The sequence below is a fragment of the Salmonella sp. NW1250 genome (assembly GCF_051812965.1).
Taxonomy (GTDB): Bacteria; Pseudomonadota; Gammaproteobacteria; order Enterobacterales; family Enterobacteriaceae; genus Salmonella; species Salmonella enterica.
The window spans coordinates 347,209-368,315 of record NZ_JAMNDD010000005.1 but is presented as its reverse complement, the minus strand read 5'-3'; the positions used below and the strand labels follow the sequence as shown (position 1 = coordinate 368,315).

Here is a 21,107-nt window from a genome sequence, read left to right as displayed (position 1 = left end):
GAAGAGGCGCAGGCGGTGGACCGCACGGACGGCCTCAGCATGTCATTCCCGGACTGGCGTTTCAACCTGCGCTCGTCAAACACCGAACCGGTGGTGCGCCTGAATGTGGAATCGCGCGGCGACCAGTATTTGATGAGGGAGAATACTTATAGAATTTTAGAATTTCTTAGAGATAGCTAAATGGAAAAGCGTATTTATATAAATACCATTGCTAATTTATGTGGGGTTTTTTGGCAGGGAGCTATAATTCTTTTAATGGCTCCTTTTTACCTGAAGTTATTAGGGAAAGAACAATGGGGTATGGTGGCTGCATGTTTATCCTTACAAGGGATATTATTACTGCTTGATGCAGGAATGTCACAAGTTATGCCAAGGGACTTTGCACAAAAAAAACAGAATATTAAAGAGATATATTCAAACTATATAGCTTTATATTTTTTGATTGCGCTTTGTGCTGTGTTTTTCTTGTATTTTTCTGCAGAGGCTATTGCTGAAAAATGGTTTAGATTGGATGCTTTTTCTGCAAAGCAACTTGAACTCGCTATAAAAATTTTTGCAGGGCAGTTTTTTTTCCAGTTTTGCAATAACGTTAATTTGGCATATTGGAATGGGAATGAAGAGCAAGTAAAAGCAAACTTATCGCAATGTATATTCATTTCTTTGAAAAATATTACAGCAGTAATTTTAATTCTAAACGTTAGCCGACAAACATATATTTATGTATTATCTTTCTTCCTAATTGCTATGATTGAGTTTATCTGTAATTTTTCTTTTATCGTATCAAGGATAGGAGTGTGTAAACCGTCATGGGGAAAAATCAAAAGAATTATTATTACTAACTATAAAATATCCTTAGGGATTCTGTTAGGCGTTTTTTCTTCACAATTAGATAGAATATTTATGTCAAGGTTTTTAAGCATTCAAAACTTTGGCTTGTATGTTATGACTATGCAATTTGGACTTGCGTTATTGCAGTTACAGTATCCAATGGTTAAAGCAATATTACCTCATATCGCAAAAATTGGCGATACAACTAAGTTGGGATTATATAAAACAATAGCTTTTTTTTGTGTCTTAATGCCATCTTGCATATTATTTTTTTGGGCAAAAGACATACTTTGGTTATGGAGTCATAATATTGAAGTTGTAGAGTATGGAGTTATTATTGTCAAAATTTTGAGCGTTGCTGTGCTGATAAACTTTTTTTATAACTTTATTCACGTTAAGTTAATTGTTGAAAATAGAGGTGGGGTGATATTTATTTCGCAACTTTTGATTATTATTATTAACTCTATTTTCCTAATATTGTTTTCCCCAAAAATTCATGAGGTGGCTGGAGCATTATCATGGATGATTAATTTTAGCATAGTCTTATTATGTGGTTTGTTTTTTCTCCATAAAGGAAAAAAAGATAATTAATGCATATTGGAAAAGGTTGGGAATTTAGTATCACATTTGCTTCGAAAACTAAATAATTAGATTTATTTTTAATCATATACAAATTATATTAAAAAATAAAATCTTAAAATAAGCATGATATGAGATATTTTTATCTCCGAGGTGATAATGAGAGAAATAATAATACCTAAAAATGATGACTTCAGAACTGTATTTAATCCTGTTATTTTAATAACTGTTTCTGTTGTGCTTAATACCATTTTTCAAATAAAAACAAGCGAAGAGGTATGGAATTCTTTTAATATATTTAATTTTAATCCTGATAATAATGTTCTAATCATTACCTTGTTTTTTTTCTTTTTCTTTTTAATCGGTGCGTTTTCATCGTATTGCTTTCTTTATAATAAGATAAATTTCCCCCCTAGAAATGAGTATATTATTTATAACTTTAAAAAATATGATGTCTTTTTTAAAGTTATCCTCTTGATGAATGTTATTACATTTTTAATAACCCAATATTTCATGGGGAATGCAAATATAATAAACATCTATATATTAGGAGGGGTTAACGCTCAGCTTATAGAGTCAAAAATAGCTTCCTCACCACTAGGCATACATGGTATCTCTTTACTTCTTGGGTATTTCGGAATTCTAATGTATGGTATGGCAAGATTATTGAATGATAAAAGGCCAATAGTCTTAATTAGTCTTATTATTATTATTATAAAATTTATTAGTTACGCCAAGCTACAATCGTTACTTTATGTTTTCTTAGGGCTAATGTTATATTCTCCGAAAAAAATATCTTTTACAAAAGGAAGTTGTGTTGCGATTTTTACCATCATACTTTTTTCGGTTACGAGAATTATTAGAAATCCTGATCAAGATTTATCGTTTAACTTTGAATTTATATTAAGATTTATTGGTGGTTTTTATTTTGGTTCTCCTATAGTCAACTTTAGTTATATTGTACAAAATAATATAAGCGACATTTTTTATTTTTTTAATTGGTTTTTACCTCAAAAAATAATACCTGCCTCAACTATTAGTTTATATTTTCCTGATAGTACATCTCCTATTGGTCTTGTAGGAAGTTCCTATGTATCATTAGGTTTTTTTAGTTTCGTTTATGCTTTTTTTATTGGTTTTATAGCACAGTATATTTTCCTGAAAAGAAATAGAACACCTTTTTCATATATATTCCAGCCGTTCTTGGTTATGGCGTGTTTATTTTCGATGATGTATAATAATTTTGTCAATATGAATTTTTTTATACTTCCGTTAATTTTTACTGTTTTTTTAGTTAAAAGAATTTTACGTGCTAAAAGGATATAAATTGGCATGATATCAGTTATTATGTGTGTTAATAGGTTTGATTTATATGTAATGCCTGCAATTAATAGCATATTGAATCAGACTTTTAGAAACTATGAATTAATTATTATTGCTAATGGTAAGGATGCAAGTGAAATAGCTACTACTTTGAAAGAAAAGATAAATAGTAATCAACAAGTTAAAATAATTGAAACATGTATCGGGCAACTAGGTTTCTCTCTAAATCTTGCAATATCGCGATCAAAGTATGATATTATAGCAAGAATGGATTCGGATGATATATCTCATCCTGAGCGTTTAGAGAAACAAATAACATATCTTGAAAAGAATAATCTCGATTTAGTTGGTACGGCAATCAATTTAATTGACGAGAATGATACTTTCTTAGGTCTTAGATCCTATCCTCAAAAAAATGCGATCTTCAAAAAGATAATTTTTAAAAACCCCTTTGCTCATCCTTCGGTAATGTTTAGAAAAGATTTTTTCCTGAAACATAGAGGTTATAGTGGAGGGTTTAATTCTGAAGATTATGATCTTTGGTTAAGGATGCGGGATTCAATTCCACGTTGGGATAATATGGATGAGCCTTTATTAAATTATCGCATACATTCAAACTCGACCCAAAAATCGAAACTTGCATATTATGAATGTGCGAGTTATTCGTTACGAGAATTCTTAAAGAACAGAAAAATGATTAATTTTATTGCCTGCATTTATCATTTCTCTAAAGCCCTAATAAAATAAGGATTTAACTGTGTATAGCTGTCTTTCTGGTGGTTTAGGTAACCAAATGTTTCAATATGCAGCTGCTTATATTCTTAAGCAATATTTCCAGAGCACTACATTAGTGTTGGATGACAGTTATTATTATTCTCAACCGAAAAGGGATACTGTACGATCTTTAGAACTGAACCAGTTTAACATAAGCTATGATAGATTCAGTTTTGCGGATGAAAAAGAAAAAATTAAGTTGCTTAGAAAATTTAAAAGAAATCCATTTCCTAAGCAAATATCAGAAATTTTATCCATAGCTCTCTTTGGGAAATATGCTCTCTCTGATAGAGCTTTTTACACTTTTGAAACAATAAAAAATATTGATAAAGCATGTTTATTTTCATTTTATCAGGATGCAGATCTACTCAATAAGCATAAACAGTTAATTTTACCTTTGTTTGAACTACGGGATGATCTTCTAGATATCTGTAAAAACTTAGAGCTATATTCCTTGATTCAGAGAAGCAATAATACAACTGCGTTACACATTCGCCGTGGAGATTATGTAACAAATCAGCATGCGGCTAAATATCATGGTGTGCTGGATATAAGTTATTACAACCATGCTATGGAATATGTAGAGCGTGAGCGAGGTAAACAAAATTTTATTATCTTCTCTGATGATGTTCGATGGGCACAGAAAGCCTTTTTGGAGAATGATAATTGTTATGTGATAAATAATAGTGACTATGATTTTAGCGCCATAGATATGTATCTTATGTCTTTATGTAAAAACAATATTATAGCAAATAGTACCTACAGTTGGTGGGGAGCTTGGCTGAATAAGTATGAAGATAAATTGGTTATTTCACCTAAGCAATGGTTTTTGGGAAATAACGAAACATCTTTAAGAAATGCGAGTTGGATAACGCTTTAATTAAGGCGTAACTTAATAAATAAGGCGGGAATTTGTAACTGTAATACTATTGATTTTTAAGTTAACATCTAAGCCACATTTCAAGCCGCGCTCTCGTCGCGCGGTGACCACACCTGACAGGAGTATGTAATGTCCAAGCAACAGATCGGCGTCGTCGGTATGGCAGTGATGGGGCGCAACCTCGCGCTCAACATCGAAAGCCGTGGTTATACCGTCTCCGTTTTCAACCGCTCCCGTGAAAAGACCGAAGAAGTGATTGCCGAGAATCCCGGCAAAAAGCTGGTGCCTTATTACACGGTGAAAGAGTTTGTTGAATCCCTCGAAACGCCTCGTCGTATCCTGTTAATGGTGAAAGCGGGTGCAGGTACTGATGCAGCTATCGATTCGCTGAAACCGTATCTGGAAAAAGGCGATATCATTATTGATGGCGGTAACACCTTCTTCCAGGACACAATCCGTCGCAATCGCGAGCTGTCTGCGGAAGGTTTTAACTTTATCGGTACCGGTGTTTCCGGTGGTGAAGAGGGCGCGCTGAAGGGGCCATCTATCATGCCTGGCGGTCAGAAAGATGCCTATGAACTGGTGGCGCCGATCCTGACGAAGATTGCTGCCGTGGCGGAAGATGGTGAACCGTGCGTGACCTATATCGGCGCCGATGGTGCGGGTCACTACGTCAAGATGGTCCATAATGGTATTGAATATGGCGATATGCAGCTTATCGCTGAAGCTTACTCCTTGCTGAAAGGCGGCCTGAACCTCAGCAATGAAGAGTTGGCGAACACTTTTACTGAGTGGAATAACGGCGAGCTGAGCAGCTATCTGATCGACATCACTAAAGACATCTTCACTAAAAAAGATGAAGACGGAAACTATCTGGTGGATGTCATTCTTGATGAAGCCGCCAACAAAGGGACCGGTAAATGGACCAGCCAGAGCGCGCTGGATCTGGGTGAACCGCTGTCGCTGATTACCGAATCCGTCTTTGCGCGTTACATCTCTTCGTTGAAAGCGCAACGTGTTGCCGCATCTAAAGTGCTCTCCGGGCCGAAAGCGCAACCGGCAGGCGACAAAGCGGAATTTATCGAGAAAGTGCGTCGCGCGCTGTATCTTGGCAAGATCGTCTCCTATGCGCAGGGCTTCTCGCAGCTACGCGCCGCGTCTGATGAATATCACTGGGATCTCAACTACGGCGAGATTGCTAAGATTTTCCGTGCGGGTTGTATCATTCGCGCTCAGTTCCTGCAGAAAATCACCGATGCTTACGCAGAAAACGCTGGTATTGCCAATTTGCTGTTAGCGCCTTACTTCAAGAAAATTGCTGATGAGTACCAGCAGGCGCTGCGTGATGTTGTGGCTTACGCGGTGCAGAACGGCATTCCGGTGCCGACATTCTCTGCGGCAGTGGCCTACTATGACAGCTATCGCGCCGCAGTACTGCCAGCTAACTTAATTCAGGCGCAGCGTGACTACTTTGGTGCGCACACCTATAAACGTACTGATAAAGAAGGCATTTTCCATACCGAGTGGTTGGAATAATTTCTGCAAAAATGTTTAAGCCCGGTTTAATACCGGGCTTTTTTTTATCTCTATTCTTATTGATTTATCGCTTTTGCTTAATATTAACTTAATAATCTGTGTTTATCGTAATGAAGATAATCTGAATTGTTTTCGTCTGCGTTGCACTTTATATACTCAGGCGTTAAAACTTTAATATCTTATCAGGATGCGAAATACATCATGATTCATAATTAAGTTAATTCTGAGAGCGAATAATGAAAATCACGATATCCGGGACGGGTTATGTTGGCTTGTCTAATGGTTTGCTTATTGCACAACATCATGATGTGGTGGCGTTAGACATTGTTCCTTCCCGTGTTGAACTGTTAAATGATCGGATATCTCCGATTGTTGATAAAGAAATTCAGCAATTTTTAAAGGAAGATAACATCAGATTCAGGGCAACGCTGGATAAGTTTGATGCGTACCAGAATGCAGATTACGTCATCATTGCTACGCCTACGGATTACGATCCCAAAACCAACTATTTTAATACGTCCAGTGTGGAATCGGTCATTCAGGATGTGATCAGCATCAACCCCGCAGCCGTGATGATTATTAAGTCTACGGTGCCGGTTGGCTTCACGGCGGCAATGCGTCAGAAGTTTGCGACAGAAAATATCATTTTCTCTCCGGAGTTTTTACGTGAAGGTAAAGCCCTTTACGATAACCTTTATCCCTCCCGTATCGTGATTGGGGAACAGTCTGAGCGCGCCAGAGAATTTGCCGCATTACTCCAGGAAGGCGCTATTAAACAGGAGATTCCGACGCTGTTTACGGACTCCACTGAAGCGGAAGCCATTAAACTTTTCGCCAATACTTATCTCGCTATGCGAGTCGCTTATTTTAATGAATTAGACAGCTATGCTGAAACGTTAGGATTAAATACCCGACAAATTATTGAAGGGGTGTGCCTCGACCCGCGTATTGGCAATCATTATAATAATCCCTCTTTTGGTTATGGCGGATATTGTTTGCCAAAAGATACCAAACAGTTGCTGGCTAATTATCAGTCGGTGCCTAATAATATTATCTCCGCTATCGTTGAAGCAAACCGTACGCGTAAAGATTTTATTGCCGACGCTATCCTCGCCAGAAAGCCTAAAGTGGTGGGCATTTATCGCCTGATTATGAAGAGTGGCTCCGATAACTTCCGCGCCTCATCGATTCAGGGGATTATGAAGCGCATTAAAGCGAAAGGCGTAGAGGTCATCATCTATGAGCCGGTAATGGAAGAAGATACTTTCTTTAACTCACGTCTTGAACGTGATTTGCACTGCTTTAAACAGCAGGCGGATGTCATTATTTCCAACAGGATGGCGGCAGAGCTTTTGGATGTCGCTGAAAAAGTGTATACCCGCGATCTTTTCGGTAGTGATTAATAAGGCAATCGGGGCTGATGAGTCCCGATGATTTATTGACCAAATGGAAATAATGTCTGATTTTTATCATTAATCCTATGGCATATATTTGCTTTATGACTACACTGTCTCCAGCTTCATCCTTTTTTTAGTTAGGGTATCTATGACAGTGGATAGTAATACGTCTTCCGGGCGTGGGAACGATCCGGAACAGATTGATTTGATTGAGTTATTGCTACAGTTATGGCGTGGGAAGATGACCATTATTGTAGCCGTTATTATCGCCATTTTGCTGGCCGTAGGCTACCTGATGATAGCCAAAGAAAAATGGACATCCACGGCGATTATTACCCAACCTGATGCCGCGCAGGTTGCCACCTATACCAACGCGCTCAACGTCTTGTATGGCGGGAATGCCCCCAAAATCTCTGAAGTGCAGGCGAATTTTATAAGCCGCTTTAGTTCTGCGTTTTCCGCATTATCGGAAGCGCTGGATAATCAGAAAGAGCGGGAAAAGCTCACCATTGAACAGTCGGTAAAGGGGCAGACGCTGCCGCTCTCGGTTTCTTATGTGAGTACTACCGCTGAAGGGGCGCAGCGTCGGCTGGCGGAATATATCCAACAGGTGGATGAAGAGGTCGCTAAGGAACTGGAAGTTGACCTGAAAGATAACATCACGCTGCAAACCAAAACGTTGCAGGAGTCCCTTGAGACGCAGGAAGTTGTGGCGCAGGAGCAAAAAGATCTGCGTATTAAGCAAATCGAAGAAGCGTTGCGCTATGCGGATGAGGCCAAAATCACGCAGCCGCAGATTCAGCAAACCCAGGATGTTACCCAGGACACGATGTTCCTGTTGGGGAGCGATGCGCTAAAATCGATGATACAGAACGAAGCGACGCGTCCACTGGTCTTTTCTCCGACCTATTACCAGACGAAGCAGACACTGCTGGACATTAAAAATCTGAAAGTGACTGCCGATACGGTGCACGTCTATCGTTATGTGATGAAGCCGACGCTGCCGGTCCGTCGCGATAGCCCGAAAACAGCCATTACCCTCGTGCTGGCTGTGTTGCTGGGCGGGATGATCGGTGCCGGGATTGTGCTGGGGCGCAATGCGCTACGTAGCTATAAGCCAAAAGCCTTGTAAGCTTCTTTGCCGGATGGTGGTCGGCTTCGAAAGGTAAAATTTCTCATTAAAAAACCGGGCATTGCCCGGTTTTTTTACGCTTATTGATGACGCTTACGAAGATTGTCGATCACGGTGGTGAGGTTGAGATCCTGATCCTGCAACAGCACCAGCAGGTGGTACATCAAATCAGACGCTTCATTGGTTAATTCAAAACGATCATTGACGGTGGCCGCCAGCGCGGTTTCTACACCTTCTTCGCCAACTTTTTGCGCAATACGTTTGGTACCGCTGGCGTACAGTTTCGCCGTGTAAGAGCTGGCCGGATCGGCGGTTTTGCGCTCTGCCAGTAGCTGCTCCAGTTGATACAGGAATAACCACTGATGGCTGGCGTCGCCAAAGCAACTGCTGGTACCTTTGTGGCAGGTCGGCCCGACAGGGTTTGCCAGCACCAGCAGTGTATCGTTGTCGCAATCTGGCGCAATGCTGACGACATTCAGCACATGGCCTGAGGTTTCGCCTTTGGTCCATAAACGCTGTTTCGTGCGTGAGAAGAACGTGACATGGCCGGATTCAATGGTTTTGTCCAGCGCTTGTGGGTTCATATAGCCCAGCATCAATACTTCGCCGGATACCGCATGTTGCACGATGGCTGGCATCAGGCCATCGGTTTTTTCCCAGTCCAGCTCGCGGCGTTGTTGCTCTGTTAACATATCCTGATCTCCACGCCCTGGCCTGCCAGGTACGCTTTTAATTCGCCAATATTGATGATTTGCTTATGAAAAACGGAGGCGGCAAGCGCGCCGTCGACATCGGCATCACGGAATGCCTCAAGAAAGTGTTCCATCGTGCCCGCGCCGCCGGAGGCGATCAGCGGCACGCGGCAAACGTCACGGACTTTTTTCAACTGCGTCAGATCGTAACCGTTACGCACGCCGTCCTGGTTCATCATATTCAGGACGATTTCCCCCGCGCCGCGCTGTTGTACCTCTTGCACCCAATCCAGCGTCTCCCACTGCGTCACGCGGGTACGGTTTTCATCGCCGGTATACTGGTTAACATGGTATTTCCCCGTGGCGTCGTCAAACCAGGTATCAATCCCGACGACAATGCACTGTACGCCAAAACGGTCAGCCAGACGGGTAATCAGCGTTGGGTCAGCCAGCGCCGGGGAGTTGATAGAGATCTTATCCGCCCCGAAAGAGAGAATTTTGGCGGCGTCGTCAATTGACCGGATACCGCCCGCTACACAAAACGGAATGTCGATCACCTCGGCAACGCGCGCCACCCAGCTTTTATCGACTACGCGACCATCGCTGGAGGCGGTAATGTCATAGAACACCAGTTCGTCCGCGCCTTCGTCGGCATAGCGTTTGGCCAGCGGAACGATATCGCCAATGATCTCATGGTTGCGAAACTGTACGCCTTTCACCACCTGACCATCACGAACATCCAGACACGGAATTATACGTTTTGCCAGCATTGGATGGCCTCCTTAACGGTAAATTTCCCTTCTAACAGAGCGCGTCCGACAATCACGCCGCGCACGCCGGTGCCGCGCAGGGCGGCAATATCATCGATATCGCCAATACCGCCGGAGGATTGAAAGGCGATCTGCGGATATCTGGCGCATACCTCTTCGTACAGCGAAACGTTAGAGCCCGCCAGCGTGCCGTCGCGAGAAATATCGGTACACAGTACATGTTTCAGGCCGACGGGGAGATAGGTCTCCACCAGTTGTTCCAGCGAGACACCGGAATTTTCCTGCCAGCCGCTAACCGCCACCTGCTTGTTGCCGTGTTCGTCTATGCGAACGTCCAGCGCCAACACCAGCGCCTGCGCGCCAAAACGTTCAAACCAGCCTTTCACCACGTCAGGGGATTTCACCGCCGTTGAACCGATGACCACACGGGCAACGCCAGCTTTCAGTAATGCCGCAACGTCTTCTTCGGTACGCACGCCGCCGCCGACCTGAACAGGCACGTTCACGCCCGCGACCAGGGTTTTAATCAGCGGTATCTGTCGCTTAGCCGGATCTTTAGCGCCGGTCAGATCTACCAGATGCAGCACCCCGGCGCCCTGGGCGGCGTAATCCTGCAAACGGGGCAGGGGATCGTTACCGTAATCCCGCTGCCGGGCGTAGTCGCCCTGGTGGAGACGCACCACGGTGCCGTCAATTAAATCTAATGCCGGAATAATCATTACATCTCCAGGAAGTTTTTCAGCAACTGTGCGCCCGCCGCGCCCGAACGTTCCGGATGGAACTGTACGCCGAAGAAATTATCTTTCTGTACCGCCGCGGTAAACGGCTCGCCGTAATTGCACTGGGCGATAGTCCACGGGTTGACCGGCATCGCGTAGCTGTGCACAAAGTAAAAATAGGCGCCATCTTCAATGCCCTGAAACAGCCGGTTGCCCGCCTGCGGATACACGCGATTCCAGCCCATGTGCGGCAGCGGCAGACCAAAGTCGGTCATTTTCGGCACGTCTTGTTCGATAATGTTCAGCAGATCCACGCCGCGCGTTTCTTCGCTGCGACGACCCAGCAGTTGCATCCCTAAGCAGATACCCAGTACCGGCTGAGTACACGCTTTAATTAAGTCGATCAGTTCACGTTCGCGCAGTTGATCCATAGCGGCCTGCGCCGTGCCGACGCCGGGCAGAAAGAGTTTGTCAGCGCGTAATACGATTTCCGCTTCGCGGCTGACCACCGGGGTGTAACCGTGGCGCGCCACGGCGGATTTTACCGAGCTTAAATTGGCGCAGCCGGTGTCAAGGATGACGACGTTCATCACAGCACTCCTTTCGAGGACGGTAATGTATCGCCCTCCACGCGAATAGCCTGGCGTAGCGTCCGACCAAAGGCTTTAAACAAACTTTCGACACGGTGGTGATCATTCTTACCCTTAGTCTTGAGATGCAGAGTGACGCCCATCGTGTAAGAGAGTGAGCGGAAAAAGTGTTCAATCATCTCTGTGCTCAAATCGCCCACACGCTGGTAGGTAAATTCAGCTTTATATTCCAGATGCGGACGACCGGAAATATCCAGCGCGCAGCGCGCCAGACATTCATCCATCGGCAGTACAAAGCCAAAACGGCAGATACCGCGTTTGTCGCCGAGTGCCAGTTTTAATGCCTCACCGAGCGCCAGTCCGGTATCTTCTACCGTATGGTGATCGTCGATATAGAGATCGCCCTTAACGGTAATCTCCATACGAAAGCCGCCGTGGGTGGCGATTTGATCGAGCATATGGTCAAAGAAGCCGACGCCGGTATTAATCTTGCTGTTGCCTTCGCGATCCAGCCAGACGCTGACATCAATCTGTGTTTCTTTGGTGTTGCGGACCACATGCGCATAGCGATCGCGTTTCGTTAGCTGTTCGCCAATCATCGTCCAGTTCAGCGTTTCACGGTGATAGCGTAAACCAGTAATGCCCATATTATCAGCGAGCTGGATATCGGTCGCACGATCGCCAATCACATAGCTGTTGGCGCTATCCATCGCTTGTTCCGCAAGATAACGCTCCACCAGCTTCACTTTGGGCTTGCGGCAGTCGCAGTCGTCTGCGGGCAGGTGAGGGCAGATCAGCACCTCATCAAAGCGTACGCCCTGAGAGGTGAAAATCTGCATCATCAGGTTGTGCGGTCCGTCGAAGTCCGCCTGCGGGAAGCTTTGCGTGCCAAGTCCATCCTGGTTAGTGATCATCACCAGCTTAAAACCGGCTTTTTGCAGCTTCAGCAATACGGGAATCACCTCTGGCTCAAAGGCCAGTTTATCAAAGCGGTCTACCTGAAAATCGCTCGGCGGTTCGGAAATTAAGGTTCCGTCCCGGTCAATGAAAAGATACTTCTGACTCATACTGGCTCCGCACGTAAGGCGTCAATGACGCGCTGGTTTTCCTGGCGGGTGCCGACCGTAATCCGCAGGCAGCCGCTTAAAGAAGGTTGTTTATTCTGATCGCGTAAGATAATGCCCTGATCCCATAAGGATTTAAACACGCTGCTGGAGGCGGTAAACCGCGCCAGGATATAGTTGGTTTCAGAGTCAAAGACGTGTTCTACGCAGGCGGTCTGTTGCAGGGCATTCACCAGATACTGACGTTCCTGCACTGTCTGCGCCACGCGATCGCGCATTGCGTTTATTCCCTGCGGGCTCAGCGCCTGGGCGGCGATATCCGCCACTGGCGTAGAAAGCGGATAAGGGGCGATCACTTTTAACAGCAGGTTGATCACCTCTTCATTAGCCAGCGTAAAGCCGCAGCGCAGACCCGCCAGCGCAAAAGCTTTCGACAATGTGCGCAGGATAACCAGATGAGGATATTCAACCAGCCAGCCTGTCAGCGTGGCCTGCGGGCAAAACTCAATATAAGCTTCGTCGGCGACGACTATCGCTTTACCGCGTGTCAACTCCAGCAGCGTGCGCAGATCCTGCGGGTTGATAAGTTGCCCGGTAGGGTTATTGGGGCTACAAACGAATACCACTTTTGTGCCGTCAAGGTTGTCGGAAATCCCCTGTAGATCCAGCTGCCAGTTTTCAAGCGCGGGAACCGTCCGGCGCTCTACGCCAATGGTTTCGGCGCTGACGCTGTACATACCGTAAGTGGGCGGACAGTAGAGAATGGCGTCTTTCCCCGGTTCGCAGAAGGCGCGGATCACCAGTTCGATCCCTTCATCCGCGCCGCGGCTGACCAGCACCTGCTCCGGCTTTACGCCAGCATATTGCGCGTAGTTTTCAATCACGGCCTTTGGCTGGCATTCCGGGTAGCGGTTAAGCGTTTGTTGGGTGAGCTGAAACTCCACCGCTGTCGGGAATTCATTCGCGTTCAGCCAGACATCGCCGTTACCGCCCAGACGGCGGGCGGACTGATACGGTACCAGGTTGCGGACATTTTCACGGGCTAAGTCAGCGACGCTGAGAGTGTTTTCAGTGCTCATGCTTGCTCCTTGAGGGCGTTTACGCGCAGGGTCACGGCATTTTTATGGGCGGTCAGACGTTCTGCCGCCGCCAATGTTTCAATGGTTGATGCCAGAGCGGAAAAGCCCGCTTTCGACAGTTCCTGAACGGTCATCCGTTTCTGGAAATCCGCTAACCCAAGGCTGGAACAGGTAGCAGTATAGCCATAGGTCGGTAAAACATGGTTGGTTCCGGAAGCGTAATCACCGGCGGATTCCGGCGACCAGTCGCCGAGAAATACCGAGCCTGCGCTGGTAATCGCATCCACCAAATCGCGCGCATTGCGTGTCTGGATGATTAAGTGTTCCGGCCCATACTGATTAGAGATGGCGACGCACTGCGCTAAATCTTTGGTCACAATCAGACGACTGGCGCTCAGGGCCTGCCGGGCGGTGTCCGCGCGCGGCAGTTCCGCCAGTTGACGTTCTACCGCCTCCGCCACCTTGCGGGCAATGTGAGCATCAGGCGTCAGCAGGATCACCTGCGAATCCGGACCGTGTTCTGCCTGGGAGAGCAGGTCAGAAGCGACGAAATCCGGTGTTGCGCCGCTGTCGGCGATCACCAGCACTTCAGACGGCCCGGCAGGCATATCGATAGCCGCGCCGTCGAGGCGTTGGCTGACCTGACGCTTGGCTTCGGTTACAAAGGCGTTGCCGGGGCCAAAAATTTTATCCACTTTCGGTACGGACTCGCTGCCGAAGGCCAGAGCGGCAATCGCCTGCGCGCCGCCGACGTTAAAGATTTCCTGCACGCCACACAGTTGTGCCGCATAGAGGATTTCATCAGAGATGGGCGGCGGCGAGCACAGAACCACGTTCTGACATCCCGCAATACGCGCCGGCGTCGCCAGCATCAGCACCGTTGAGAAGAGCGGAGCCGAGCCGCCGGGAATATACAGACCGACAGACGCGACGGGACGCGTAACCTGCTGGCAACGCACGCCTGGCTGGGTTTCCACATCTACAGGCGGTAGCGTCTGCGCGGAATGGAACGTTTCAATATTTTTGACGGCAGCGGCCATCGCCTGTTTTAATTCGTCGCTCAGACGCGCGCCGGCGGCGGCGATTTCTTCAGGGGTGACGCGTAGCGCTGTCACTTCTGTTTTATCAAATTTAGCGCTGTATTCACGCAGGGCATCGTCACCGCGCGTTTTTACATTATCCAGAATATCGCTGACCGTTCGGGTAATACTGTCAGAGGCGGAAATCGCCGGACGCGTCAGTAGCGCACGCTGCTGTTCAGGGCTACAGCTGTTCCAGTCAATCAGGGTATTGAAGCTCATGGTCTTTACTCCATCACAGGGTTCCGCCTTATCCGGCCTACTGAACCCAAAATATCAACGCATTACGTAGGCCTGATAAGCGCAGCGCTATCAGGCGTCAGATCACTCCATCATCTTCTCGATCGGCAGTACCAGAATCGAGCTGGCGCCAAGCGCTTTCAGTTTCTCCATGGTTTCCCAGAACAACGTTTCGCTGCTGACCATGTGCATCGCCACGCGCTGTTGCTCGCCCGCCAGCGGCAGAATTGTCGGCCTTTCAGCGCCTGGCAGCAGGGCGATAACCTCTTCCAGGCGTTCACTTGGCGCGTGCATCATGATGTATTTCGATTCGCGCGCCTGAATCACGCCCTGAATACGGGTCAGCAATTTATCGATCAGCTGTTGCTTGCTCTGTGCCATCTCACCGTCGCGCTGAATCAGACAGGCTTTAGAGCGGTAGATAACTTCGACTTCACGCAGGCCGTTAGCTTCAAGCGTCGCGCCGGTAGAGACCAAATCGCAGATAGCGTCGGCCAGCCCCGCGCGCGGCGCGACTTCGACAGAACCATTTAACAGACACGATTTAAAAGAGACGCCTTTCTGATCGAGGTAGCGTTTGAGGAGGTGCGGATAAGAGGTGGCGATACGTTTACCGTCCAGCGCGGCCGGGCCGTCCCAGGCTTCGTCAACCGGCGTTGCCAGCGATAAACGGCAGCCGCCGAAGTCAAGGCGGCGCAGGGTAAAATAGCGCGGATCTTCGCCCTGCGCGCGGCGGTTGAGTAGCTCTTCTTCCAGCACGTTCTCGCCGATAATACCGAGATCGACCACGCCATCCATCACCAGACCCGGAATGTCATCATCACGCACGCGCAGGATATCAATCGGCATGTTTTCCGCCATCGCAATCAGGCGCTGAGTGTGTAAATTAATTTTTATGCCGCAGCGGGCCAGCAATTCTCGTGAATCATCGCTTAAACGGCCTGATTTCTGAATAGCTATGCGTAAGCGGGTGTTGTCTAACATTCTGCGTTCCTCTTTATCCTGTCTGAACCGGTCTGTATCGCGCGCCAAAAAAAAAGCCCCCGGAAGATGATCTTCCGGGGGCTTTCTCATGCGTTCATGCACCACTGGAAGATCTGAATGTCTTCCAGCACACATCGCCTGAAAGACTAGTCAGGATGATGGTGATGATGGTGGTGTTTAAATTGAACGCGTGTCATAAAAATTCCGATGAATGCTTATTCATTTGATACCTTTTAACCTAAACCACTTTTACGCCTTAAAGCAAGCGCTTTTTTCATTTCGCATTTATAGTATGAATTGTCAGTCACGGCGGGCTGGCGTAGCCTTATGTATAAGGCGTTAAAGTCAGGAGAAAATGGATGAAAAAGGTCGCAATTGTCGGTTTAGGTTGGTTAGGCATGCCGCTGGCAATGTCGCTGGCAGCGAGAGGCTGGCAGGTTACCGGCAGCAAAACCACCCTTGACGGGGTGGAAGCGGCCCGTATGAGTGGAATTGAAAGCTATCCGCTGCGTCTGGAGCCGGAGCTGGTCTGTGAGGCGGACGATCTTGACGCTCTGCTGGATGTCGATGTGCTGGTGATAACACTGCCCGCGCGCCGTAGCGGTCCGGGAGAGGATTTTTATCTGCAGGCGATGCAGGAACTGGTCGACAGCGCGCTGGCTTATCGTATCCCGCGTATTATTTTTACCAGTTCGACGTCTGTTTACGGCGATGCGCAAGGCGTGGTGAAAGAGAATACGCCGCGTAATCCGGTCACGGCCAGCGGGCGTACCCTGAAGGAACTGGAAGATTGGCTGCATAATCTGCCGGGCACGTCAGTGGATATTCTGCGGCTGGCGGGGTTGGTCGGGCCTGGACGCCACCCCGGACGTTTCTTTGCTGGAAAAACCGCGCCGGATGGTCAACACGGGGTCAATCTGGTGCATCTTGAAGACGTGGTTGGCGCAATTACCCTCTTGCTACAGGCGCCAAAAGGAGGGCACATCTATAATATATGTGCGCCGGCGCATCCAGCCCGCAACGTGTTTTATCCGCAAATGACGCGCTTGCTGGGAATGGCGCCGCCGCATTTTCGTGACGCACCGGACAACGGCAAAGGGAAGATTATCGATGGTAGCCGGATTTGTAATGAGCTGGGATTTGAATATCAATATCCCGATCCGCTGGTGATGCCGATGGAGTGAGTCGCTGTCCAGCAGGTGGTCGCCATATAGCGCAAGGGGACGAGTATGAAACCACTGCTGGACGTTCTGATTATTCTTGATGCGTTAGAAAAAGAAGGCAGCTTCGCGGCGGCGTCGGCAAAATTATTTAAAACGCCGTCCGCCCTCAGTTATACCGTTCATAAGCTGGAAAACGATCTTAATATCCAACTGCTCGACCGTAGCGGGCATCGCGCGCGATTTACGCGAACCGGTAAGATGCTACTGGAAAAAGGCCGTGAAGTGCTGCACACCGTTCGCGAGCTGGAAAAGCAGGCGATTAAATTGCATGAAGGCTGGGAGAACGAACTGGTCATCGGTGTGGATGATACCTTTCCCTTTTCTCTTCTGGCCCCGCTTATCGACGCTTTTTATCAACGCCACAGCGTGACGCGCCTTAAATTTGTCAATGGCGTTCTCGGCGGTTCATGGGAGACGCTGACGCAGGGAAGGGCGGATATTATTGTTGGCGCCATGCGCGCGCCGCCGCCTGACACCGGCTTTGGCTTTGCAAGACTGGGCGATCTTGAACTGGTGTTTGCTGTCGCTCCGCATCATCCGCTGGTTCATGAAGAGGAACCGCTTAGCCGCCAGACGATCAAACGTTTTCGCGCGATTGTGGTTGGCGATAGCGTCCATTCCTCGCGATCAATAGGGTCTGAACTGCTCGACGCTCAGGAAGCGATTACCGTGTTTGATTTTAAAACCAAGCTGGAGCTGCAAATTAGCGGCCTGGGATGCGGCTATTTACCGCGTTATCTGGCGCAGCGATTTTTGGAAAGCGGCGCGCTTATAGAGAAGAAAGTTGTAGCGCAAATCGTCTATGAACCGGTGTGGGTTGGCTGGAATGAACAGACCGCCGGGCTGGCCAGCGGCTGGTGGCGGGATGAAATTTTAGCAAATAATGCTATTGCTGGGGTGTATGCAAAATCGCCGGTTTAAAAATCAATCGCTTATGAAAAATAATTTTTTGAACACGCTCGCATTCTCTTGTCATTTCACTTCAATTTAGGGCAGAATACGCCGCTTGCAAAAAATGACACTAACCGACGTTTTAATACGCGTCGGTTATTTTTTTGCTTCAAACACATCATTCAATACCAAGAGGCCGGGCTTCGTACCGGATAGATACTTACTTAAAAATCGACAGTTGTTGTCGCTGAGGAATCCAGAAAATGGGGCAATTTTTTGCTTACGCGACGGCATTCGCCGTAAAGGAGAATGACCATGTCGCATAACGTTACTCCAAACACCTCTCGCGTGGAATTACGTAAAACGCTTACGTTAGTTCCGGTTGTAATGATGGGTCTTGCCTATATGCAGCCGATGACGCTGTTCGATACATTTGGTATCGTTTCAGGCCTCACTGACGGTCACGTACCGACGGCGTATGCATTCGCGTTAATCGCGATTCTGTTTACGGCGTTGAGCTACGGGAAACTGGTGCGTCGCTATCCTTCCGCGGGTTCGGCGTACACCTATGCCCAGAAATCCATCAGCCCGACCGTTGGCTTTATGGTGGGTTGGTCTTCTCTGCTCGATTATCTGTTCGCGCCGATGATCAACATTCTGTTGGCGAAAATTTATTTTGAAGCGCTGGTGCCCTCCATTCCGTCATGGGTGTTTGTCGTGGCGCTGGTGGCCTTTATGACGGCCTTTAACCTGCGCAGCCTCAAATCAGTCGCTAACTTCAACACCGTGATTGTGGTGCTACAGGTAGTGCTGATTGCGGTCATTCTGGGCATGGTGGTTTATGGCGTATTTGAAGGCGAAGGCGCCGGTACGCTGGCGAGCACCCGTCCGTTCTGGTCCGGCGATGCGCACGTTATCCCGATGATTACGGGAGCGACGATCCTGTGCTTCTCCTTTACCGGCTTTGACGGCATCAGTAACCTGTCGGAAGAGACCAAAGATGCTGAGCGCGTGATCCCGCGTGCGATTTTCCTGACCGCGCTGATTGGCGGCCTGATCTTCATCTTTGCAACCTATTTCCTGCAATTGTACTTCCCGGATATCTCTCGCTTTAAAGATCCGGATGCGTCTCAGCCGGAAATCATGCTGTACGTGGCGGGTAAAACCTTCCAGGTGGGCGCGCTGATCTTCTCTACTATCACCGTGCTGGCTTCCGGTATGGCGGCGCATGCAGGCGTAGCGCGCCTGATGTACGTAATGGGGCGCGACGGCGTATTCCCGAAAAGCTTCTTCGGTTACGTTCATCCGAAATGGCGTACGCCAGCGATGAACATCATCCTGGTCGGGGCGATCGCGCTGCTGGCGATTAATTTTGACCTGGTGATGGCGACGGCGCTGATTAACTTTGGTGCGCTGGTCGCGTTTACCTTTGTTAACCTGTCGGTGATTTCGCAGTTCTGGATCCGTGAGAAGCGTAATAAAACGTTGAAAGATCACTTCCAGTATCTGTTCCTGCCGATGTGCGGCGCGCTCACGGTTGGTGCGTTGTGGGTTAACCTGGAAGAGAGCTCAATGGTACTGGGCCTGATCTGGGCGGGTATCGGGCTGATTTATCTGGCGTGCGTAACTAAAAGCTTCCGTAACCCGGTTCCACAGTACGAAGACGTCGCGTAATCGCACGTATTATCGGCAATAGTAAAACCGGAGGCAGTGCCTCCGGTTTTTTGTCATCCAGCATGTTTACCGGATGGTGGCGTCACTCTTTATCCGCTCTGGATTAACAATGCCCGTCAGGCATTGGTCAATTACACAATCTCGGTTGCGTACTGCCACAGTGATTTCAGCAGCGCCAGCTTCGTTTTATCTTCCGCATACTGCTGAGAAAGCATCTGCAATTCATTGGCATACTGTTGTAAAAACTCCGGCGTCAGTACCTGACGGCGATGCTCCAGCCAGCGCTGCTGCTCTGCGTCATCCAGCGTACCGGGAAAATTGCGTGCGCGGTAATTAAACAGCAGCTTCTCAATGCGCTTATCGACAAAAGTAATGTCCAGCGCGGGTAGGTTACGCGGCTCGGTTTCGAGTACGATTTTCATGGCTGCGCGATCGGCATCGCTGAAAAAACCATCATAGAGCTGGGCATCAACGTTATCCGAGGCGGCAAAAGGTTCGGCTTCGGCGAAAATCGCCACCACTTTGTCGCGGACCTGCGGGTTTTCACGTAGCACTTTCAGGTTATCCAGGCAATGCTGGCGGTTAATTCCCAGTCGGTCGGCATCCTCCGGGCGCAAGGTATTCGCCTGCGCCAGTACCGGACATTTATTGATATGCACCAGCTTTACCGGCACTGCGACGTGATCGCCAAGATCGGCTTTGGCCGTATAAAGCCGCTCGCGAAGGGTGTCGCTGTCCAGCTCAAGAAGAGGAGAAATATCGCCTGCTAAATCGACCATGATCACCGCGTTACGGTTTTCAGGATGCCACGCCAGCGGCGCGACCCAGCTTGTATTACCGCGCCACGCGCCAAACATGCCGGAGACATGCACCAGCGGCTTCATTTGCGGAACGTCAATCAGCGCCGCCAGTTTATGTTTACTGCGGTGGCTATAAAGATAATCAAACAGTCGCGGCTGGCGTGTTTTCACCAGTTGCGCCATCGCAATAGTGGCGTAGACATCCGCCATCGCATCATGCGCGTTGCTGTGTTCGATCCCGTTCGCCTGGGTTAAATGTTCCAGACGAAAGCTGGGCAGGCCGTCGTCGTTTTCCGGCCAGTTAATTCCCTCCGGGCGCAGCGCATAACAGGCGCGCATGACATCCAATAGATCCCAACGTGAATTATCATGCTGCCAGCTCCAGGCGTAGGGATCGTAAAAGTTGCGATAAAAAATATTGCGCGTGACTTCATCATCAAAACGCACATTGTTGTAGCCCACAACGCAGGTTTTAGGAACGGTAAACAGCGCATGAATGCGTCTGGCGAAAGCGGCTTCGTTTTCTCCTTTCTCACGCGCTTCCTGCGGCGTGATGCCGGTAATCAGCACCGCGCCGGGCTGCGGTAGATAATCATCAGCGGGTTTGCAATAAAACACCTCCGGCTCGCCAATAACGTTGAAGTCGTTATCCGTACGGAGCGCGGCGAATTGCGCTGGTCTGTCGAGGGCCGGATGCGTACCGAAGGTTTCGTAATCGTGGAAGAGGAATGTGCTCTGTATGCTGTCGTTTTTAACTGTCACTTGATGTACACGCCTGATGTTATCTGTATATGAAATATTTTATTCTTTTATTTTGTCGTTGATTGATTGTATTTGTACACCAATTGATATC

General features: G+C 48.0%; 21 protein-coding genes, 1 pseudogene and 1 other annotated feature. Of the genes and pseudogenes, 12 read left to right on the top strand and 10 right to left on the bottom strand.

The window, feature by feature from the left end:
* From NBA72_RS11890 to wzzB, 8 genes and pseudogenes are all read left to right on the top strand, one after another.
* Window positions 1–180: pseudogene (locus tag NBA72_RS11890) on the top strand (phosphomannomutase CpsG); the annotation flags it as partial.
* Window positions 181–1,419 (top strand): lipopolysaccharide biosynthesis protein, encoded by a 1,239-nt coding sequence (locus tag NBA72_RS11885; RefSeq protein ID WP_039520040.1) that lies wholly within the window; start codon window positions 181–183, stop codon window positions 1,417–1,419.
* A gap of 147 nt (window positions 1,420–1,566) precedes the next feature.
* The gene (locus tag NBA72_RS11880; protein ID WP_001206791.1) at window positions 1,567–2,733 is read left to right on the top strand and encodes a hypothetical protein; all 1,167 of its coding nucleotides are present in this window, start codon (window positions 1,567–1,569) and stop codon (window positions 2,731–2,733) included.
* A 6-nt stretch (window positions 2,734–2,739) separates the two neighbouring features.
* Window positions 2,740–3,477 carry a glycosyltransferase gene (locus NBA72_RS11875; RefSeq protein WP_000626464.1) on the top strand — a complete coding sequence of 246 codons (738 nt, stop codon included), beginning with the start codon at window positions 2,740–2,742 and terminating at the stop codon, window positions 3,475–3,477.
* A gap of 10 nt (window positions 3,478–3,487) precedes the next feature.
* A complete protein-coding gene (locus tag NBA72_RS11870; RefSeq protein WP_020898969.1) occupies window positions 3,488–4,384 on the top strand; it encodes an alpha-1,2-fucosyltransferase in 897 nt (298 codons plus the stop codon).
* A 129-nt stretch (window positions 4,385–4,513) separates the two neighbouring features.
* The gene (gene gndA, locus NBA72_RS11865; protein ID WP_000043532.1) at window positions 4,514–5,920 is read left to right on the top strand and encodes an NADP-dependent phosphogluconate dehydrogenase; all 1,407 of its coding nucleotides are present in this window, start codon (window positions 4,514–4,516) and stop codon (window positions 5,918–5,920) included.
* Between the two features lie 236 nt (window positions 5,921–6,156).
* Window positions 6,157–7,323: a UDP-glucose 6-dehydrogenase gene (ugd, locus tag NBA72_RS11860; protein WP_000704825.1), complete on the top strand. Its 1,167-nt coding sequence runs from the start codon at window positions 6,157–6,159 to the stop codon at window positions 7,321–7,323.
* A 142-nt stretch (window positions 7,324–7,465) separates the two neighbouring features.
* On the top strand, window positions 7,466–8,449 hold the full coding sequence (wzzB, locus tag NBA72_RS11855; protein WP_042949038.1) for an LPS O-antigen chain length determinant protein WzzB: 984 nt from the start codon (window positions 7,466–7,468) through the stop codon (window positions 8,447–8,449).
* Window positions 8,450–8,529: 80 nt separating this feature from the next.
* Here the strand turns inward: wzzB and hisIE are convergent, their stop codons facing one another.
* From hisIE to hisL, 9 genes are all read right to left on the bottom strand, one after another.
* A complete protein-coding gene (gene hisIE / locus NBA72_RS11850) occupies window positions 8,530–9,141 on the bottom strand; it encodes a bifunctional phosphoribosyl-AMP cyclohydrolase/phosphoribosyl-ATP diphosphatase HisIE (RefSeq protein WP_000954846.1) in 612 nt (203 codons plus the stop codon).
* A complete protein-coding gene (gene hisF / locus NBA72_RS11845) occupies window positions 9,135–9,911 on the bottom strand; it encodes an imidazole glycerol phosphate synthase subunit HisF (protein WP_000880125.1) in 777 nt (258 codons plus the stop codon). Before hisF ends, hisIE begins: the two co-directional genes overlap by 7 nt.
* Entirely contained in the window at window positions 9,893–10,630 is a 738-nt protein-coding gene (gene hisA, locus NBA72_RS11840; RefSeq protein WP_000586406.1) for a 1-(5-phosphoribosyl)-5-[(5-phosphoribosylamino)methylideneamino]imidazole-4-carboxamide isomerase, read from the bottom strand. The genes hisF and hisA overlap by 19 nt, the downstream gene beginning before the upstream one ends.
* Window positions 10,630–11,220 carry an imidazole glycerol phosphate synthase subunit HisH gene (gene hisH / locus NBA72_RS11835; RefSeq protein WP_001103591.1) on the bottom strand — a complete coding sequence of 197 codons (591 nt, stop codon included), beginning with the start codon at window positions 11,218–11,220 and terminating at the stop codon, window positions 10,630–10,632. Before hisH ends, hisA begins: the two co-directional genes overlap by 1 nt.
* Complete coding sequence (gene hisB, locus NBA72_RS11830; RefSeq protein ID WP_000080050.1) at window positions 11,220–12,287, bottom strand: bifunctional histidinol-phosphatase/imidazoleglycerol-phosphate dehydratase HisB; 1,068 nt, start codon at window positions 12,285–12,287, stop codon at window positions 11,220–11,222. The genes hisH and hisB overlap by 1 nt, the downstream gene beginning before the upstream one ends.
* Window positions 12,284–13,363 (bottom strand): histidinol-phosphate transaminase, encoded by a 1,080-nt coding sequence (gene hisC, locus NBA72_RS11825; protein ID WP_000102715.1) that lies wholly within the window; start codon window positions 13,361–13,363, stop codon window positions 12,284–12,286. The genes hisB and hisC overlap by 4 nt, the downstream gene beginning before the upstream one ends.
* Entirely contained in the window at window positions 13,360–14,664 is a 1,305-nt protein-coding gene (hisD, locus tag NBA72_RS11820; RefSeq protein ID WP_023205658.1) for a histidinol dehydrogenase, read from the bottom strand. The genes hisC and hisD overlap by 4 nt, the downstream gene beginning before the upstream one ends.
* 102 nt (window positions 14,665–14,766) lie before the next feature.
* Window positions 14,767–15,666 carry an ATP phosphoribosyltransferase gene (hisG, locus tag NBA72_RS11815; RefSeq protein WP_000886600.1) on the bottom strand — a complete coding sequence of 300 codons (900 nt, stop codon included), beginning with the start codon at window positions 15,664–15,666 and terminating at the stop codon, window positions 14,767–14,769.
* A 47-nt stretch (window positions 15,667–15,713) separates the two neighbouring features.
* Window positions 15,714–15,837: a sequence feature (His leader region), on the bottom strand.
* On the bottom strand, window positions 15,813–15,863 hold the full coding sequence (gene hisL / locus NBA72_RS11810) for a his operon leader peptide (protein WP_001364200.1): 51 nt from the start codon (window positions 15,861–15,863) through the stop codon (window positions 15,813–15,815). (Overlaps the previous feature by 25 nt.)
* A gap of 162 nt (window positions 15,864–16,025) precedes the next feature.
* On the opposite strand from hisL, the gene NBA72_RS11805 reads away from it, so the two are divergent.
* The 4 genes from NBA72_RS11805 to plaP all read left to right on the top strand — a co-directional run bounded on the left by NBA72_RS11805 (window position 16,026) and on the right by plaP (window position 19,454).
* Window positions 16,026–16,850, top strand: a complete 825-nt coding sequence (locus NBA72_RS11805) for an SDR family oxidoreductase (RefSeq protein ID WP_042949039.1) — start codon at window positions 16,026–16,028, stop codon at window positions 16,848–16,850.
* A 45-nt stretch (window positions 16,851–16,895) separates the two neighbouring features.
* On the top strand, window positions 16,896–17,810 hold the full coding sequence (locus tag NBA72_RS11800; RefSeq protein ID WP_000803316.1) for a LysR family transcriptional regulator: 915 nt from the start codon (window positions 16,896–16,898) through the stop codon (window positions 17,808–17,810).
* A gap of 233 nt (window positions 17,811–18,043) precedes the next feature.
* On the top strand, window positions 18,044–18,106 hold the full coding sequence (gene yoeI, locus NBA72_RS11795) for a membrane protein YoeI (RefSeq protein WP_096335044.1): 63 nt from the start codon (window positions 18,044–18,046) through the stop codon (window positions 18,104–18,106).
* Complete coding sequence (gene plaP / locus NBA72_RS11790) at window positions 18,096–19,454, top strand: putrescine/proton symporter PlaP (RefSeq protein WP_001519005.1); 1,359 nt, start codon at window positions 18,096–18,098, stop codon at window positions 19,452–19,454. Before yoeI ends, plaP begins: the two co-directional genes overlap by 11 nt.
* 131 nt (window positions 19,455–19,585) lie before the next feature.
* Here the strand turns inward: plaP and sbcB are convergent, their stop codons facing one another.
* The gene (gene sbcB, locus NBA72_RS11785; protein WP_042949040.1) at window positions 19,586–21,016 is read right to left on the bottom strand and encodes an exodeoxyribonuclease I; all 1,431 of its coding nucleotides are present in this window, start codon (window positions 21,014–21,016) and stop codon (window positions 19,586–19,588) included.
* Window positions 21,017–21,107: the final 91 nt, after the last annotated feature.